Raw genomic sequence first — 17,342 nt, forward strand, 5'->3', positions numbered from 1 at the left:
TAATTTCTTTAAATAATTAATGAAACGTTATTATGAAATCAAGAAGTAATAAGTCATTAAAAAAGGTAGAAGTAAAAAGAAAAGAGAAGGAAAAAGAAGATGCTTTAGTTCAGTGGTTTATAAAGATCATTGTAGCACGTACCTTAAAAGAGCTTAAAGAAAAACAAGAGGGTAAATCGGAAGATGGAGATTCAAATGCGTAAAAAAGTAAATCTATCGAACACCTTTTTAAGTTGCTGTTGTTTAGTGTTTTAGGGTGTTCGATTCCCGTAGACTCATTTTTTGGTTTTTATCGTTTTTGATTTATGAGCCAGCTGTTTTTGTTAAAATAATAAGAATAACAGTGTTTTAGAATGTGAAGATGAATATTTTTTTGAGAATTAAATAAAAAAGGAAGGTGTTCGACACCTTCCTTTTTGTGGAGTCGCCGGGAATCGAACCCGGGTCCAAACAAGCAACTAAAGAGCTTTCTACACGCTTATTTCCTGATTGAGTTTTCGATGTTGAGCCAGGCCAGAAACAGCCACCCAACACTTATCTTCTTAATTTTCGAAATCCACCCGAAGCTCATGGAAATCTAGGTTTATTTTTACGGTTCCCCTGTAAAGAACGCCACAAACCAAGGCTTTCAAGGAGAATCCAGCTTCCCTACCTTGTAGAGACGTGGCGCAATCGTACTATGATTCGGATTATGCAGCTAAAGCGTAATTATTTTCGCCGTGTAAAAGTTTGAGATCTTATATTTACGAGCAAGGTCTCAATGCTCGACGTGCTTACTGTTCAATTCGACTCGCTGTCAAAACCAGTCGACCCCAAAAATAAGTCTGCAAATTTATACTATTTGAAATTACTTTCTATTAAAATTTTCAGAAAAATTGTATTATTCAGTTTAGTCCAAAATCGAAAGTTGTAAAGTTTTCAAAGTCAGATGTTTATTTCTTGCTACTTCTTTTTGTTTTTACTCAATTGGTGGTGTTTATAAAAGAATAAAGTGAATTGGACAGCTGCTTTTAGACTTATTATTCCTCTTCTTTGAAATTAAATGGATAATCTCCAAAGATCGGCGCTAATTTACGAACTGCATACGTGTTTCGGGTCATTTTATTAGACAGGGCAATAATAGTAACACCTTCTTTCATCAGTGTGATATAAGAAGAAGTATAACCGTGCCACCAGCCGTTATGGAAATAAAAGTTCTGTCCTGTTTCCCAATTGATCATTCGGATACCTAAACCATAATTCTTAGTTCCTTTACGTTCGTTGCTGTATCCTACATAAACCTGTTTTAATAATTCCGGTTTTAAGAAATCAGGCGATTGTCTTGCACGGTCAAATTTTAAAAGGTCACGCGGAGTGGAAAAAATGTTTTTGTCACCGTAAACCGCATCCATATAATCCAGACCAATTTCGACACCGCTTCCTTTATAAGAAGGGACAATTGTTTTTTTATCTTTTTCAAAATCAAAAACAAATGTATGTGTCATGCCTAATGGTTTAAAAATCATTTCGGTCATGGCTTCTTTATAAGTAAGTCCTGTGATCTTTTCGATAATTAAAGCGAGCATGGCATAATTGGTATTACAGTAAGCAAAACGGGTTCCGGTTCTGGATTCAAGGCCTATATCTTTTGTAGCCATAATTTCCAGAATGTCTTTATTCGTCAGCTGGTTGTGTCTGTCCCAGATCGATTTATCACGATCCGTAAAATACGCATAATTACGCATACCGCTGCGGTGGTCCAGGAGCATACGAACCGTACATTCCGGATACGGAAACGTTTTTAAAATAGTATTGACTTTTTGGTCAAGATCAATTTTACCTGCATTTACCAGTTTGAGCACAACAGTCGCCGTCAGAACTTTACTGACAGAAGCAATATGAAGCGGTGTATCGGCATTGATGGTGGTTCCTTCGTTTTTATCGGCAAAACCATTATAGCGTTCAAAAATAATCTGTCCGTTTCGGGCCACTAAAAAGCCTCCGTTCATCGTATTATTAGGCCAATTTTTGTTATAAAAATGATTAATTCGGCCGGTTACAGAATTTTTATAGGCTTGTGAAATTTTCTTTTCAGGGCCTAACGGCTTCATTTTAGGTAAAGTATCTTCGACTATTTGGATGGCAGCAGGTTGTGTTTTGTTGTCTTTACCACAAGAGCTTAAAACCAGTACGGAGAAAAGTATTTGTGGTATCTTTGTTTTTTTAAGGAAAATCATTTGCATCGTTCTTTAAAAACAAATATATCGAATTCAATTTTGTTGTTTTCTCAATTTAAAAGGTTTTGAGGGCTTCTTTTTAACATAGCCTTAACAGTTGTTTTGGCTAGGTGTTTGTTTTTCAGGTTTTAACCGTTTTTAAACATTCTAAATAGTAATTTTGAAACAAAATTTTAACTAAATTTGTTATATTTGAAACAAATACGATTCAAAAAGTTATATTATTTAATGTTTTAAATTTATCTAGATGAAGTTTGGAATTATAAAAGAAAGAAAGAATCCGCCGGACCGCAGAGTAGTTTTTTCACCGGATGAACTGGCACAGCTGAAACAGACCTATCATGAAGCGGCTGTAGAGGTAGAAAGTTCGGATATCAGGATTTTCCCGGATGCCGACTATAAAAATATGGGAATCACGGTTACAGATGATGTTTCGGGCTGTGATGTTTTATTTGGGGTAAAAGAAGTTCCGGTTGAGAATTTAATTCCAAATAAGTCTTATTTCTTTTTTTCGCATACCATAAAAAAGCAGCCGCATAACCGAAAACTGCTTCAGGCCGTTTTAGAAAAAAACATTGATTTGTATGATCATGAGACGATTGTAGACGAACATGACCGCCGTTTGATTGGTTTTGGAAAATATGCCGGAATGGTTGGGGTTTATAACGGAATCCGTGCTTTTGGGATCAAATTTGAATTATTTAAACTGCCAAAAGCTGAAACTCTTTCGGGAAAAGAAGCGCTGATCGCACAGCTGAAACGTATTACTATGCCGGCCTTAAAATTTGTGGTGACCGGAACCGGAAAGGTGGGGAGCGGAGCAAAAGAGATTCTGGATGCTATTAAAGTAAAGGAAATTACAGTTGAAAATTACCTGACTAAAAAGTATACTCAGGCCGTGTTTGTTCAGCTGGATGTTTTGGAATATAACAAACGTATTGACGGACAGGTTCTGGATTTTACTGATTTTGTAAACCATCCGGAAGCCTATACTTCCGATTTTGAAAAATTTACCAAAGTGTCGGATATTTATTTTGCCGGACATTTTTACGCGAATAATGCTCCCATGATTTTAACAAGGGAAATGCTGAATGCGAGCGATTGTAAACTAAAAGTAGTAGCAGATATTTCCTGTGATGTTAACGGTCCTATTGCCTCGACGATTCGTTCTTCGACCATTGCAGATCCGTTATACGGTTATTTTCCGTTTGAAGATAAGGAAGTGGATTTCTTTCATCCGGCAGCAGTTGCTGTTATGGCGGTGGATAACCTTCCGTGCGAAATTCCAAAAGATGCCAGTATCGGTTTTGGAGAACAGTTTATGGAACACGTAATACCGGCCTTTTTCAACGGAGATAAAGACGGAATCTTAAAACGGGCCAAAATTACCGAAAACGGAAAACTAACAGAAAGATTCCGCTATCTGCAGGATTATGTAGACGGGAAATAAGTTAGGAGTTATGAGTTAGGAGTTAGGAGTTTTGCTCTTGAAAATAAAAAGGCGGTAAAACATTCTATGTTTTGCCGCCTTTACTAATATAGATTAAGTATCAGATTATAACGCTTAACTCATAACCTACAACTTAACTTTCAAACTAAACCATATCTTCAGGTTTTACCCAGGCATCAAAATCTTCCGGGCTTACGTAACCTAGACGAACAGCTTCTTCTTTTAAGGTTGTTCCGTTTTTATGGGCGGTTTGTGCAATTTCAGCGGCTTTATAATACCCGATTTTGGTGTTTAAAGCAGTAACCAGCATCAGTGAATTGTCTACCAGTTCTTTGATGCGTTTGTGGTTAGGTTCGATTCCCTGAGCGCAATGTTCGTCAAATGAAACACAGGCATCTCCCAGTAAACGTGCCGACTGCAGAAAGTTGGCCGCCATAACCGGTTTAAAAACATTTAATTCATAATGCCCCTGCATGCCACCAACGGCAATGGCCATATCATTTCCGATAACCTGAGCGCAGACCATCGTTAAAGCTTCACATTGTGTTGGATTTACTTTTCCGGGCATAATAGAAGATCCGGGTTCGTTTTCAGGAATATGGATTTCCCCAATTCCGGAACGAGGACCAGACGCTAACATTCTGATATCGTTAGCTATTTTATTTAATGAAACGGCCAGTTGTTTTAAAGCTCCGTGTGTTTCTACTATAGCATCGTGTGCTGCTAGAGCTTCAAATTTGTTTTCGGCAGTTACAAAAGGATGATTCGTGAATTTTGCAATATACTCAGCTACTTTTACATCGTATCCTTTCGGGGTATTAAGTCCGGTTCCAACGGCAGTTCCTCCTAAAGCAATTTCGGATAAATGTGCTAAAGTGTTTTTTAGGGCTTTTAGTCCGAAAGCCAATTGTGCAGCATAACCTGAAATTTCCTGTCCTAATGTTAAAGGAGTGGCGTCCATTAAGTGTGTTCGTCCAATTTTAACGACATCTTTAAATTCGGCTGCTTTTTTAGCCAGAGTCGCATGCAGTTTTTCAACTCCCGGAATAGTAGTTTCGACTACCATTTTATAAGCTGCGATATGCATTCCGGTTGGGAAAGTATCGTTGGATGACTGTGATTTATTGACATCATCATTGGCTTTAATGAATTGTTCGCCTTCACCAATTTCATGCCCCTGAAGAACCTGGGCGCGGTTGGCAATTACTTCATTCACATTCATATTGCTCTGCGTACCGGAACCTGTCTGCCAGATCACTAACGGAAACTGATCGTCCAGTTTTCCTTCAAGGATTTCGTCGCAGACTGCGGCAATGGCATCTCTTTTTTCTACGGACAAAACACCTAAATCGTGATTCGCATAAGCAGCCGCTTTTTTCAGATAAGCAAAACCTTCAATAATTTCCTGAGGCATCGATCCCGAATTCCCAATTTTGAAATTGTTTCTGGAACGTTCTGTCTGCGCACCCCAATACTTATCGGCAGGGACCTGAACTTCGCCCATGGTGTCTTTTTCTATTCTGTATTTCATTTTGTTGTAAATATGTTGTTTGTAAAAATGTATTCTGTGAAATGTTGATTGAGATATGAAATCTGTTGGGTAACAGGAATACTTATGCTGCTGATTTTCTTCGTAAAGGCGCAGATTAAAACGGATTCTTTATTTGGTGTTTAAATCTTTCCTGAAACCGAATGACAGCCCCGATAGAAGTGAAAATCCTTTTATGTTTTTTCTTTAAAAACATAAAAGATTGCAGCGGATAGCGGGAAACAGCTCCTAAAAATACCCATGTTGTTGTAATTTAAATAGTTGAATAATACGCTGAAAAAATCCTTATTTAAAATGAGTATAAATATACGTATAAATGTTATTTCACGAAAATTGATTTGGATTTTATTGGTGAGAAAAAATATATACGCTACATTTGTGGTAACATTCAAAAATTCCGGAAAACATGTTTGAATTTTCACAGTACTTAGGCTTTTTACTTTTCTTAACCATACTTACTATAGGGTTTTGGTTAATGTTTTTCTTAGTTGGTTTCGTATCTTATTGGGTTACGGGAGCGAGCTGGGAAATGATTAAAGAGAAAAGAGCTAAAAAAAGACAAGAAGAACAATCTATCTAATTTTAGATTGATGTCATAAGAAAAGAACCTTTTTAGGTTCTTTTTTTTTGTTCCCCAAAAAAAAAAAGAAATTCCAATCCCGAAGCCTCGGGAGAAATTCCAAATTCCAATACTTTGCGTTTATAACTTTGTCAAAGTTTTAAACTTTGATAAAGTTGGAAAGCTGATTAAGAAGGCTTAAAAGAAAAAATCCAAATTCCAATTGTAAAGTTGGAATTTGGAATTTTATAATTGTTTGTTCCCTATCAAGATTGGGATTTAACAAATGTTATCCTGGAAAGTCTCCACCGCCTTCACCGCCGCCATCATTGTTTTTAGGCATGTTTTTATCCCGTTCACCTTTTGGTTTGTTGAAACGGTAAGTGAATGATAAATTGAACTGACGTTTACGGAATTGGAATTCACTATAAGAAGTTACATTATCTAAATACGTATCTGATCTCATTTTTCTGGAATTGAACACATCGCTGATATTGAACGCAATAGTTGCTTTATCTTTCATAACATCTTTGCTAAACGCAGTATTCATTCCAAACTGGCCTAAGTTTTTACCCTGGGCTGTTTTTTGTTCTCCGTTGTACATAGCAGTTAACTGCCAGTCAATTTTGTATGGAAGTGTTAACTTGGAATTTATTCTGGCAAACCATGAATTGGCCTGATTGTCTAAATCCTGAACAATCACGTTTCCTTGGGTGTCTGTATAACTATTTTCTCCAGTTGTTTTTACATTAAAGAAATTGAAGTTGCTGTTCAGTTTCCACCATTTGTAAGGTGTATAGTTGAATGTGAATTCGAAACCAAATTTTTGTTCTCTTCCTAAGTTAATAGGGGAACTTTTGATTACGGGAGTACCTTCTACAGTCTGACCTGGTTGTGGAGTCACTACTTCACCGTCAGGAGTAACCACGTCACCCGTAGGAGATCTTACAAAGCTGAAAACGTCTTTTGTGTTTTCAAAATAAGCCGAAGTATTAAAGGTTACTTTGTCCCATCTTTTGATATAGCCAATATCGTATTTATCTGTTAAAGAAGGATCCAAATCCGGATTTCCCTGAAAGATATTGATGTTACTGGCATAGTTTACCGCCGGATTCATAAAACGTCCTCTTGGTCTTGATAAACGTTTACTGTAACTGGCAGAAAAGTTGCTCTGATCTGAAATTTCGTAACTAATAAAAGCACTTGGAAATAAGTTGTTGTATTTTTTAGTATTGAAATCGTTGTTGTCTAATAGGTTAACCTGTATGTTAGTGTCTTCCCATCTTAAACCAAATAAATAAGAAAATTTGTTTACTTTAAAGCCATACTGCGTATAAAGTGCATTGATATTTTCTTTGTACTCTAAAGTATTGGATAAATTTGGATTGGGTACACCGCTGTTTGTAATATCATAAATGTTGTTCAAATCGCCAAAGCTTCCTTTGTAACCTGCTTCAAACTGACTTCCTTCTCCTAATGGTAATACGTAATCTGCCTGAAACAAAACTTGCTTTTGAATCTGATTGTTTAATGTGTTATCAAAGTTTGGCGAATCTGTGATCGTGCTGTTGCTGTCGTCTGTATTTCTGGAAATAGAAAAATCGGCAGTAAGTTTGTGTCCTTTATCATTAAAATTTTTGATCAGGTTTGATGTGAATTCTATGTTTTCACTTCCTGTATCAGCATTGTTTAAACGATAAGTAGTTCCTGTAAAATTATGACCGGCATCATAATTATAATAATTGATCAAATCACGGTCGTCACCTGTATTTTTTTGATAATTAATGGCGTTTGTCCAGAAAGTGGTCGGAGTAAGTGTCCATTCAACCCCGGCTCTTCCGTTAAATCCGTTTCTGATACGTTTGGTATCACGGTTTTCGTCTAAGAAACTTTTTGTGGTGCCGTCCGGATTTAAATATTCAGAATTTGTTTTTCCGGCTCCTTCTGTTGTTCTGTAGTTGTAACCGGCAGTGGTAAAATAGTTTAATTTTTCTGTTTTATAATTCACATTGGCGCTTAAGCCATACGTTTCCGGCAGACCTGTTGAAGCGATCAAAGTTCCGTTAAATCCCTGGTTTTTACCTTTTTTAAGAATAATATTGATGATTCCTGATCCTCCTTCAGCATCATAACGTGCAGAAGGATTGGTAATAACTTCTACTTTATCAATGGCATCGGCAGGCAGCTGTCTTAAAGCTTCAGCCATGTTTATGGCTTGCGAAGGTCTTCCGTCAATTAAAATACGAATGTTGTCACTTCCTCTTAAACTTACATTTCCTTCAGTATCCACAGAAACAGAGGGTACGTTGTCCAGAACGTCGCTTACGCTTCCTCCTTTTACAATCATATCCTGACCAACATTGTATACTTTTTTATCAAGCTTAATTTCAACTGTTGATTTTTCAGCACGAACTACCACTTCATTTAGCTGGGCTGCGTCCTCAGATAAGTTTACGATTCCCAAATTAGTATCGTCCTGAATGTTTTTTTGTTTAAACTCAGTTGATTTAAACGAAATGAATTCTACTTTTATATCGTAAGTTCCCGGAGCAACTGCTACTTCAAATTCGCCTTTAGGATTGGTTATTCCGCCGGCAATAACTTTAGTGTCATTTGGGGCCATAATTGAAATAGTAGCATATTCCAGCGGCTGTCTGCTTACTTTTTCAAAGACTTTTCCAGTGACCTTAACTTTGTTTTTAGCAGGAGGCCCCTGCTGAGCATAGTTGTAAAAGCTTGTAAAGAATAATACAAGCATTACAGCAAAATTGATTTTTTTCATTTTTCTGGTTTCTTTTTCTTCTTAGACGGCAAATGTACTTTTTGGTTTAAAGAGAAAGATCACAAAAAAATGTTAACAATCTATTTTAGAATCAGTCTAAAAAGGAAGCTACCTTTTCCAGGTCTCTGCCAATAATAGCTTTTCCGTCTTTTATAACGATGGGACGTTCAATTAAAATAGGATGATCAATCATGGCCTGTATCGTTTCATCGGAGCTTAAATCTTTTCCTTTGTAGTTTTCGATCCAGATTTTTTCTTTGGTTCTGACCAGTTCAAGAGGATTTAAATCTAGTTTTTTCAGAAGATCTTTAAGTTCGTCAAAAGTTGGAGTTTCAGTTAAATAGGGGATTATTTCGTATTCCTGGTTGGTTTGTTCAACAAAAGCCAGGCAATTTCGTGATTTTCCGCAGCGGGGATTATGGTAAATTTGTATCATTTTGCTATATTTAATGTCTTATTTAAAATCTGCCTTTGCAGAAAGGGATATTTTACGATAACAAAAATAGGATTTACAATTTAAATCAAATTCTCATTTTAAAAATTTTAGATATATGTTTTTAGAACAAGGAGTAAAACCTGAAAACCATTTTTGGAAATACCTTTTAGGATCCGTTTTTATCATCACAGCGTCATTTATAGGTCAGATTCCTTTTTCTATTGCGGTTCTTTATAAAAGTTTTAAAGAAAAAGCGCTTTTCCCCACAGATAATGATTCGGCGCTAAAAATGTTTGAGCCTAACCTGACTCTGTTTCTGGTGATGCTTTCGTTTGTTTTTGCTTTTGCCGGGATTTATTTTGTGGTTAAATACCTGCACAATCAGACACTTGTATCCATTACTACAGGACGAAGAAAAATTGACTGGAGCCGGATTGCGTTTTCTTTCTTTTTATGGTCTTTTTTTTCCATAATCAGCTTTTTTGTTTTGTATTTTCAGGTTCCCGAAAAATTTGTCTGGAATTTTAAACTCGTTCCCTTTTTGCTTCTGGTTTTGATTGGAGTCGTTTTTATTCCGATACAAACCAGCACGGAAGAATATGTTTTTAGAGGCTATCTTATGCAGGGATTTGCTAATCTGGCCAAAAATCGCTGGTTTCCTTTGATGATGACTTCTTTGATATTTGGCTCTATGCATATACTGAACCCGGAGGTAACCAAGATGGGGTATATTATTATGGTTTATTACATAGGAACCGGTTTGTTTCTGGGGGTTATAACATTGATGGATGACGGAATGGAACTGGCGCTGGGATTTCATGCAGCCAATAACCTTGTAGGGGCTTTGCTGGTTACTTCTGACTGGTCGGTATTTCAAACCCATTCTGTTTTTAAAGATATGTCAGAGCCTTCTGCCGGAGCTGATGTTATTCTGCCGGTTGTAATCGTGTATCCTGTACTGCTTTTTATTTTTAGTAAGAAGTACAAATGGAACAGCTGGAAAGAAAAATTAACAGGCACGATTAAAGAAGAGAATAATGAAGTAACTGAATTTTTAAACTTAAACTAATGCAGTCATGCTAAACTTAACTCATAAAAAAGTACATAATTATTTTAAATTAAATGGTTATCATTTAAATGCAGCCGATTTATGCCGTGTTGGATATAGCTTTATTAAAGAAGGGGATGTATACGAACGGGCTATAGGAGAGTTTTTTCTGGACTGGTTTGATAATAAGGACTATATCGAAATGACGACTTCCGGAACAACAGGACTGCCAAAACTGGTAAGACTGGAAAAACAGGCTATGATCCAGTCGGCACTGGCTACCGGAGATTTCTTTGGTTTGGAGCCGGGAAACAAAGCGTTATTGTGTCTGCCTACTCAGTTTATCGCTGGAAAAATGATGCTGGTGCGAAGCTTAATTTTAGGTCTGGAACTGGATGTCGTTGTACCCAGTACAGAGCCTTTGGCGTATAATAACAAAACTTACGACTTTGTGGCAATGGTACCTTTGCAGGTTCAGAATTCGATTGAGAAGCTGGGTAATATAAAGAAGCTTATTATTGGAGGGGCCAAAATAGACAGTGCTTTGGAAGAGCAATTGCTTCCATTGAAAAAAACGGAGATTTATGAAACGTACGGCATGACCGAGACCATAACTCATATTGCGGCTAAAAAAGTAGGAGAGTCTGCTTTTTCGATTCTGCCAAATGTAAAAATCGGAAAGGATGACAGAGGTTGTCTGGTGATTAATCTGGCCTCTGTTTCTGATGAGCCAATCATTACAAACGATCTTGTGGATCTTGTAAATGATAATCAGTTTGTTTTTTTGGGAAGGATTGACAATGTAATCAACAGCGGCGGAGTAAAACTTATTCCGGAGCAAATTGAAGCTAAGCTGACAGGAAGAATTACAAACCGTTTTTTTGTGACAGGAGTGCCTGATACTGTTTTGGGAGAAAAACTGATTTTGGTAATTGAAGGGGAGAAGTATGATTTTTCTTCTGACTTTTTTAATGTTTTAGGTAAATTTGAAAAACCTAAAGAGATTGTTTTTGTTCCGAAATTCAAAGAAAACGAAAACGGAAAATTATTGCGGAAACCTAGTCTGCAAGAGTAAAATTCTAAAATAAAAAAAATCCAAATTCCAAATTTGAAACTGGAATTTGGATTTTTAGTATTGAGTTATTCCAAAGCAGATTGGAATTTGGAATTTAAAATATTGGAATTTAGCTCTTAAGCTTTTCTTTCTAAAAGGGCCATATAGAATCCGTCAAAGCCAGATTCAGAAGCCAGTAGTTTGTGGTCCTGAATAAAAGTAAATTGTTTTCCGATTTCGGTTTTTAGGAATTTTTCGACCTGTTCCTGATTTTCTGATGGTAAAACAGAGCAGGTAGCATATACCAGTTTTCCTCCCGGTTTTACAATTTTAGAATAACTTTCTAAAACTTCACTCTGTACTTTACGGATATTATCGATAAATTCAGGCTGTAATTTCCATTTAGAATCCGGGTTTCTTTTTAGTACCCCTAAACCGCTGCAAGGTGCATCAATTAAAACACGATCTGCTTTTTCGTGCAGTTTTTTGATCACTTTGGTAGTATCAATGATACGGTATTCAATATTGAAAGCGCCGTTTCTTTTGGCTCTTAATTTTAGCTGTTTCAGCTTACTTTCGTATAAATCCATGGCAATCAACTGCCCTTTGTTTTCCATTAAAGAAGCAATATGCAGTGTTTTTCCTCCGGCACCGGCACAGGTATCTACAACACGCATTCCCGGTTTTACATCAAGGAATTGGGCAACTAATTGGGAGTTAGCGTCCTGAACTTCAAAAAGTCCCTGTTTGAAAGCGTCTGTTAAAAAAACGTTGGCTCTTTCTTTTAAAACTAAAGCGTCCGGCTGGTCTTTTAAATATTCGGTTTCAATATTTAAATCCATTAACGTATTTCTCAGGCTTTCTTTAGTACCTTTTAAAGTATTGGTTCTCAAAATAACTTTGGCTGGCTGGTTTTGAGCTGTAATTTCTTTTGCCCATACTTTTTCTCCCAGTTCTTTTACACCCAGTTCGTCCATCCAGTCCGGGATAGATTCTTTTATAGCTCTGGTTTTTGAAAGTTCGTCAAAACGTCCTTTTATTTTTCTTTCCGGAGTTCCTTCCAGTTGTCTCCAGTCCGGGATTGGGTATCCTCTTAAAACAGCCCAAACCGCAAACATTCTCCATAAATTATCACGGTCGTACGGTTCTTTTACTTCGGCAATTTCAGCATACAGACGTTTCCAGCGTACAATCTCGTAAATTGTCTCAGCAACAAACTTCCTGTCTGAACTTCCCCAGCGTTTGTCTTTTTTTAAGGCTCTTGCTACCACTTTGTCGGCATATTCCCCTTCATTGAAAATCGCATTCAAAGAATCGATGGTAGTATAAACTAAATTTCGGTGTAATCTCATTTTTAATATTTGAGCTGCAAAGGTACTATTAATTGGTTGAAAGTTAAATTTTTAATTCCGGCTTTCTTTTTAAAAGAAAAAAACACTCTGATAAATTTTAAAAGAGTGTTTTCTAAATAGTTCCTGCAGGCAGTTTTTATTTTGTTATTCTCGTTAATCCGATATTTTCAGGAGCATGAAGCACCATTGGGAATTTCTCTATTTTTACAGAGCTGCTGTCCAGACCAAAAGCTCTTTCTTCAGACAAACTCAGCTTTTTAATGAAGAAATAAGAGTTCATGATAATGTTTTCATGCCATCTCAGGTCGTTATCATTCGATAAGAATTTCTCTGATAAGACAAACTTAAAGTCCCCGATAATGTTGTTTTTATTAAGGGATTCGTAACGGCTCGTAATATCTACCTCACCTCGTTTTACCATATCACGGATAACTTCCCTGAACATCAGATTGATTTTGGTAGGTTCTCTGAATCCTAAATTAAAGTCAATTCTGTAGATATCGTCTTTGGCAATCTCCGTAACTTTATATTGTGTTTTATAAGGTTCTGTAAGGATGTTTACGTGTACAAACCAGTAGATGTCAGCTCTTTTTGGACGTTTTTGTAAAATCGAATAAATTACTTTTTCCTCCAGTTCATCAACACGGTTGGCATTGGTCATATAAACCAGGTGCGTTGCGTATTTTGGAATGGATAAGTCTTTGCTTAATTCGACCAGTACTTTCTTGTAGTCTTCAATCTTAACAATTTTAGTGTAATTTTTATTGATTTTCTTAGCCAGATACCAGATCGTCATAATTGAGATAAGAAGAATCGCAATGATTAAAGTTACATAACCGCCTTCGGCAAATTTTGTGATGTTGGCAATTAGGAAGCTGAATTCAATTAGTAAATAAATCGTGATAAGCGGCACCATGAAGTATAGTTTTACACGCTTCATGATTAAATAATAATTCAGCAGTATGGTAGTCATGATCATACATAATATGATGGCCAGCCCATACGCATGTTCCATATTTCCTGATTTTTCAAAGTGTAATACGATTCCAACACAGCCAAAAAACAATAACCAGTTAATTGATGGAATATAAAGCTGGCCTTTAACTTCAGTTGGATATTTAATTTTTACTTTAGGCCAGAAATTCAGACGCATGGCTTCGTTGATCAGGGTAAAAGAACCGCTGATAAGAGCCTGAGAGGCAATAACAGCTGCTAAAGTAGCTACCACAATTCCGAATGGCAGAAACCAATGCGGCATGATAAGATAGAACGGGTTTCCGTTTTCTCCGCCCAGCTGCTGTAAAGTACTTCCTTCATGGTGAATTAAGTAAGCAGCCTGTCCGAAGTAATTTAATACCAAAGTCGCTTTTACAAAAATCCAGCTGATTCGGATGTTTTTTCTTCCGCAGTGCCCCATGTCTGAGTATAAGGCTTCAGCTCCTGTAGTACATAAGAATACGAATCCAAGAACAAAAAAACCGTCAGGGTGGATAGAAAGTAAATGATAAGCATAATATGGGTTGATCGCTTTAATAACTTCCGGGAAGTGTATAATTTGAATAATACCCAGAGTTCCCAGCATGGCAAACCAGATAAGCATCATTGGAGCAAAAAACTTTCCAACAAGTTTTGTCCCAAATTGCTGTATGGTAAATAAGATGAATAAAATAGTCAGTACAATGTAAATAATGGTTTTAGTTTCCATTGTAGGGTAGAATGCCCTGATACCTTCTACTGCTGATGAAATCGAAATAGGCGGTGTAATTATACCATCGGCAAGCAGTGCACTTCCTCCAATAATGGCGGGAACAATGAGCCATTGTATTTTGGTTTTCTTAACCAGAGCATAAAGGGCAAATATACCGCCTTCGCCATGGTTATCTGCACTTAAAGTAATAAGGACATACTTTATAGTAGTCTGCAGTGTTAAAGTCCAGAAAACGCAGGAAATACCTCCTAAAACAATATCGGCATTTATGGTGTGGTCGCCAAGTATGGCTTTCATTACATATAATGGAGAAGTACCGATGTCTCCATAAATTATCCCCAATGTTATCAATAAACCCCCAATAGACAACTTACTATGTAAGTTTTTATGCGATGCGCTCATGTATAGTTTTAATAAAAGACGGTTGCAAATTTACTGTTTTAAAACAAATTAGCAGCAATAATAATTAAAAAGATAAAAAAAAGCACAATCCCCAAATTGTGCTTTTTTTTATAAGTAAAAATTGAAATATAAGAATTATCCTCTTCTCCCGCCTCCTCTTGAGTTTGAGCCGTTTTCTCGCTGTGGCTGAGCGCCTCTGGATTCCTGGCTCACACGTGGAGATTCAGAACGCTGTACATTTTGAGTTCGGGCTGTATTAGATCTGTTTTCTGAGTTTCCTCTGCTTTCAGAATAATTTCTTGGAGCTTCTGTTCTTTGTGGTGCAGCTGCTCTGTTAGTGTTTGCTCTGTTTTCAGAATTAGCTCTTGATGATTCATTTACCGGTGAAGAAGTTCTGTTGTTGTAATTTCTGTTTCCGGAATTTTCTCTGGGAGCAGCAGAAACAGAATTGTTTCTGCTGTAATCTGGTCTTTGAGTGTTTTCTGTTCTTGATGGCGTATTTGCCGGAGCAGTATTTTCTCTGTTATTTGTTGAAACACGGTTAGTGTTATTGTAACTTCTGTCAGGTGAAACTCGGTTTTGAGTATAATTTCTGTTTGTTCCTCTGTTTTCAGTCGTAGCAGCTCTTCCTGTATTGTATCGATTAGAGTTGTAGGTATTTTGAGATCTGTTTGATTCTCTGCTGGCAACTCTTCTTTGGTCCAGGTCGTATCTGTTGTTTACATTAGAATGTCTTTCAGCAAAACTATAGTTAGGTCTCATTCTTTCATAGCCATAAGTACGTCTTGTTTCGTAAATAACAGGAGCTCTGTAACTTCTTCTTGTGTTTACGTAATTATAGGTATTGTGAACATTAATACATACGTTAATGTTGTTTCTGTATCGATAAACCGGATAAGGTCTCCACGCTGTATAATAGGTTGGATAATACCCCCAGTACCAGGTTGAATAATATGGTCTGTAGTTAGTAACCCAGAATGATGTGTAAATTACGGGAGCAACGCTGTAAACCGGTTCGTAGATATAGTTGGTTCCGTATAAATAGGAGTTACCCACAATCTGAACACTTACTTTGTTGTAATTGTCTCTTTCTACATCAATTGTAGCGACGTCCTGATACACATCACGGTCTAATACCGCCTGAATGATCACTACGTGGGTTCTGTCTTCTACAGATTCAATAACACGTAAGTAATCTACTTCGTCATCACCATTTAAATCAAGATTGGATATCTGGTATTTAGGATCGTTTAATCGTCTTTCAAAATCCTGAAGATTGGCAGATTCTCCAAACATCGAAGCTACCGCTCTTAAATCTAAATTATCACTGATATCTGAGTTTTTTGCATAAACAGTAGCTTGACTTTGTGCGGCACAAGAACCAAAAACTAATGCTGTAAGCGCTATTAAAAGTAATTTCGTTTTCATGATAAAAGCATATTAAATTATTTGTATTAGCCAATATCCAATTACTGTGCCACAAATTTGTTTTATGGGTTTTGTGTTTTTAAGTTGTTGTTTATTAGCGATTTGTGTTTTTGTTCAATTCTTCTTTGGTTTTGATTGAACAATGGGGTGTAAAAATTATTGTTTTCTGAAAAAACAAAAAAGCTGTTTGAAATGTTATAAATAATTGTATTTTAGCATTAAACAAATTCTAATTTTTATGAAAAAACTAATTTTATTTGGAGGCGTTTTTATTTTGTTAATGTCTTTTAAAATGCCTGATAATAGTGAAGCCTTGTTCAACGGTGATTTTACATCATTGAAAATCGATACCTTATTTCAGGATAAAATTAGTATTAGGGCTATTGTGGTTGATAAAAACAGAATTTGGTACGGGGCGGATAATTCCCGTTTTGGATATTTTGATCTGGATAAAAAAGAAAAATTTGAAGAACGAATTTATCGTGATACCCTTAATTTAGAATTTAGAAGTATTGCACAGACTTCAAAAAGTATTTTTTTACTAAGTGTTTCTAATCCGGCCTTGTTATATGCTGTTAATAAAAAAGACAATAAATTTAAACTGGTGTATAAAGAAGTGAATCCAAAAGTGTTTTATGACAGTATGCAGTTTTGGAATGATAAAGAAGGAATTGCGATTGGAGATCCTACCGAAGATACCTTTTCAATCATTGTGACCCGTGACGGAGGGGAAACCTGGACCAAAATATTGTCGGATAAACTTCCTACTAATGCAGTTGGTGAGGCAGCTTTTGCAGCCAGTAACACGAATATAGTTGTAAAAGGTGATGATACGTGGCTGGTTTCAGGAGGAAAAAAAGCACGTGTTTTTTATTCTCCGGACAAGGCCAAAACCTGGAAAGTGGTTGAAACACCAGTAATTCAGGGAAGGCCTATGACAGGTATTTTTACGGCTGATTTTTATGATTCTAAACACGGGTTTATTGCGGGAGGGGATTATGATAATCCTAATAAAAAATCAGATAATAAAGCGTTTACTAAAGACGGAGGAAAAACATGGGAATTAATAGGGCAGGATATGGGGTTTGGGTATGCTTCATGCATACAATACGTTCCGGGAGGAAATGGGAGGGAAATTATTTGTGTAGGTTCTGAAGGAATACAATATTCCAGAAACGGAGGAGAAAACTGGACTCAGCTGTCTACCGATTCTAAACTTTTTACAGTTCGTTTTGTAAACAGGAATACAGCAATTGCTGCCGGACATAATAAAGTAGTCCGCTTAAATTTTAAATAAAAAAATAAGAACCCTGAATAATAAAGTAAGTATTATTATATAGGGTTCTTATCACTGTTGT

The 17,342-nt window shown here is 36.5% G+C and carries 13 protein-coding genes and 1 other RNA gene; 6 read left to right on the forward strand and 8 right to left on the reverse strand.

The window, feature by feature from the left end; all coding sequences use genetic code 11:
• The first annotated feature begins 32 nt into the window (after nucleotides 1-32).
• Nucleotides 33-203 (forward strand): hypothetical protein, encoded by a 171-nt coding sequence (locus ACODST_RS17090; protein ID WP_488933317.1) that lies wholly within the window; start codon nucleotides 33-35, stop codon nucleotides 201-203.
• Between the two features lie 213 nt (nucleotides 204-416).
• Here the strand turns inward: ACODST_RS17090 and ssrA are convergent.
• Together ssrA and ACODST_RS17100 are read right to left on the reverse strand one after the other, a co-directional pair.
• Nucleotides 417-814, reverse strand: a transfer-messenger RNA (tmRNA) gene (gene ssrA / locus ACODST_RS17095).
• 205 nt (nucleotides 815-1,019) lie between these two features.
• Nucleotides 1,020-2,222, reverse strand: a complete 1,203-nt coding sequence (locus tag ACODST_RS17100) for a serine hydrolase domain-containing protein (RefSeq protein ID WP_488933318.1) — start codon at nucleotides 2,220-2,222, stop codon at nucleotides 1,020-1,022.
• A 241-nt stretch (nucleotides 2,223-2,463) separates the two neighbouring features.
• Between ACODST_RS17100 and ACODST_RS17105 the strand changes: the two genes are divergently transcribed.
• On the forward strand, nucleotides 2,464-3,666 hold the full coding sequence (locus tag ACODST_RS17105; protein WP_488933319.1) for an NAD(P)-dependent oxidoreductase: 1,203 nt from the start codon (nucleotides 2,464-2,466) through the stop codon (nucleotides 3,664-3,666).
• 145 nt (nucleotides 3,667-3,811) lie between these two features.
• Here ACODST_RS17105 and fumC read toward each other — a convergent pair whose 3' ends face one another.
• Nucleotides 3,812-5,197, reverse strand: coding sequence for a class II fumarate hydratase (fumC, locus tag ACODST_RS17110; RefSeq protein ID WP_488933320.1), 1,386 nt, complete (start codon nucleotides 5,195-5,197; stop codon nucleotides 3,812-3,814).
• Between the two features lie 424 nt (nucleotides 5,198-5,621).
• Here fumC and ACODST_RS17115 point away from each other — a divergent pair, with 424 nt between their 5' ends.
• Nucleotides 5,622-5,795 carry a hypothetical protein gene (locus tag ACODST_RS17115; RefSeq protein WP_044048118.1) on the forward strand — a complete coding sequence of 58 codons (174 nt, stop codon included), beginning with the start codon at nucleotides 5,622-5,624 and terminating at the stop codon, nucleotides 5,793-5,795.
• 268 nt (nucleotides 5,796-6,063) lie between these two features.
• Here ACODST_RS17115 and ACODST_RS17120 read toward each other — a convergent pair whose 3' ends face one another.
• Nucleotides 6,064-8,556 (reverse strand): TonB-dependent receptor, encoded by a 2,493-nt coding sequence (locus ACODST_RS17120; RefSeq protein ID WP_488933321.1) that lies wholly within the window; start codon nucleotides 8,554-8,556, stop codon nucleotides 6,064-6,066.
• Between the two features lie 91 nt (nucleotides 8,557-8,647).
• Nucleotides 8,648-8,992 (reverse strand): arsenate reductase (glutaredoxin), encoded by a 345-nt coding sequence (gene arsC / locus ACODST_RS17125; RefSeq protein ID WP_488933322.1) that lies wholly within the window; start codon nucleotides 8,990-8,992, stop codon nucleotides 8,648-8,650.
• Nucleotides 8,993-9,107: 115 nt separating this feature from the next.
• On the opposite strand from arsC, the gene ACODST_RS17130 reads away from it, so the two are divergent.
• Together ACODST_RS17130 and ACODST_RS17135 are read left to right on the forward strand one after the other, a co-directional pair.
• On the forward strand, nucleotides 9,108-10,061 hold the full coding sequence (locus ACODST_RS17130; RefSeq protein WP_488933323.1) for a CPBP family intramembrane glutamic endopeptidase: 954 nt from the start codon (nucleotides 9,108-9,110) through the stop codon (nucleotides 10,059-10,061).
• Nucleotides 10,062-10,068: 7 nt separating this feature from the next.
• The gene (locus ACODST_RS17135; RefSeq protein WP_488933324.1) at nucleotides 10,069-11,115 is read left to right on the forward strand and encodes an AMP-binding protein; all 1,047 of its coding nucleotides are present in this window, start codon (nucleotides 10,069-10,071) and stop codon (nucleotides 11,113-11,115) included.
• Between the two features lie 116 nt (nucleotides 11,116-11,231).
• Here ACODST_RS17135 and ACODST_RS17140 read toward each other — a convergent pair whose 3' ends face one another.
• The 3 genes from ACODST_RS17140 to ACODST_RS17150 all read right to left on the reverse strand — a co-directional run bounded on the left by ACODST_RS17140 (nucleotide 11,232) and on the right by ACODST_RS17150 (nucleotide 15,984).
• Nucleotides 11,232-12,446: an RsmB/NOP family class I SAM-dependent RNA methyltransferase gene (locus ACODST_RS17140; protein ID WP_488933325.1), complete on the reverse strand. Its 1,215-nt coding sequence runs from the start codon at nucleotides 12,444-12,446 to the stop codon at nucleotides 11,232-11,234.
• Nucleotides 12,447-12,582: 136 nt separating this feature from the next.
• Complete coding sequence (locus ACODST_RS17145) at nucleotides 12,583-14,556, reverse strand: KUP/HAK/KT family potassium transporter (protein ID WP_488933326.1); 1,974 nt, start codon at nucleotides 14,554-14,556, stop codon at nucleotides 12,583-12,585.
• Between the two features lie 135 nt (nucleotides 14,557-14,691).
• A complete protein-coding gene (locus ACODST_RS17150) occupies nucleotides 14,692-15,984 on the reverse strand; it encodes a hypothetical protein (protein ID WP_488933327.1) in 1,293 nt (430 codons plus the stop codon).
• Between the two features lie 238 nt (nucleotides 15,985-16,222).
• Between ACODST_RS17150 and ACODST_RS17155 the strand changes: the two genes are divergently transcribed.
• Nucleotides 16,223-17,281, forward strand: coding sequence for a WD40/YVTN/BNR-like repeat-containing protein (locus ACODST_RS17155; RefSeq protein WP_488933328.1), 1,059 nt, complete (start codon nucleotides 16,223-16,225; stop codon nucleotides 17,279-17,281).
• Nucleotides 17,282-17,342 lie beyond the last annotated feature (61 nt).

This window comes from Flavobacterium sp. FG19 (assembly GCF_057809475.1).

Excerpts from the sequence above, each read along its gene's own strand:
- ACODST_RS17090 (WP_488933317.1), top strand. The coding sequence starts at position 33 with ATGAAATCAAGAAGTAATAAGTCATTAAAAAAGGTAGAAGTAAAAAGA.
- ACODST_RS17100 (WP_488933318.1), bottom strand. The coding sequence starts at position 2,222 with ATGCAAATGATTTTCCTTAAAAAAACAAAGATACCACAAATACTTTTC.
- ACODST_RS17105 (WP_488933319.1), top strand. The coding sequence starts at position 2,464 with ATGAAGTTTGGAATTATAAAAGAAAGAAAGAATCCGCCGGACCGCAGA.
- fumC (WP_488933320.1), bottom strand. The coding sequence starts at position 5,197 with ATGAAATACAGAATAGAAAAAGACACCATGGGCGAAGTTCAGGTCCCT.
- ACODST_RS17115 (WP_044048118.1), top strand. The coding sequence starts at position 5,622 with ATGTTTGAATTTTCACAGTACTTAGGCTTTTTACTTTTCTTAACCATA.
- ACODST_RS17120 (WP_488933321.1), bottom strand. The coding sequence starts at position 8,556 with ATGAAAAAAATCAATTTTGCTGTAATGCTTGTATTATTCTTTACAAGC.
- arsC (WP_488933322.1), bottom strand. The coding sequence starts at position 8,992 with ATGATACAAATTTACCATAATCCCCGCTGCGGAAAATCACGAAATTGC.
- ACODST_RS17130 (WP_488933323.1), top strand. The coding sequence starts at position 9,108 with ATGTTTTTAGAACAAGGAGTAAAACCTGAAAACCATTTTTGGAAATAC.
- ACODST_RS17135 (WP_488933324.1), top strand. The coding sequence starts at position 10,069 with ATGCTAAACTTAACTCATAAAAAAGTACATAATTATTTTAAATTAAAT.
- ACODST_RS17140 (WP_488933325.1), bottom strand. The coding sequence starts at position 12,446 with ATGAGATTACACCGAAATTTAGTTTATACTACCATCGATTCTTTGAAT.
- ACODST_RS17145 (WP_488933326.1), bottom strand. The coding sequence starts at position 14,556 with ATGAGCGCATCGCATAAAAACTTACATAGTAAGTTGTCTATTGGGGGT.
- ACODST_RS17150 (WP_488933327.1), bottom strand. The coding sequence starts at position 15,984 with ATGAAAACGAAATTACTTTTAATAGCGCTTACAGCATTAGTTTTTGGT.
- ACODST_RS17155 (WP_488933328.1), top strand. The coding sequence starts at position 16,223 with ATGAAAAAACTAATTTTATTTGGAGGCGTTTTTATTTTGTTAATGTCT.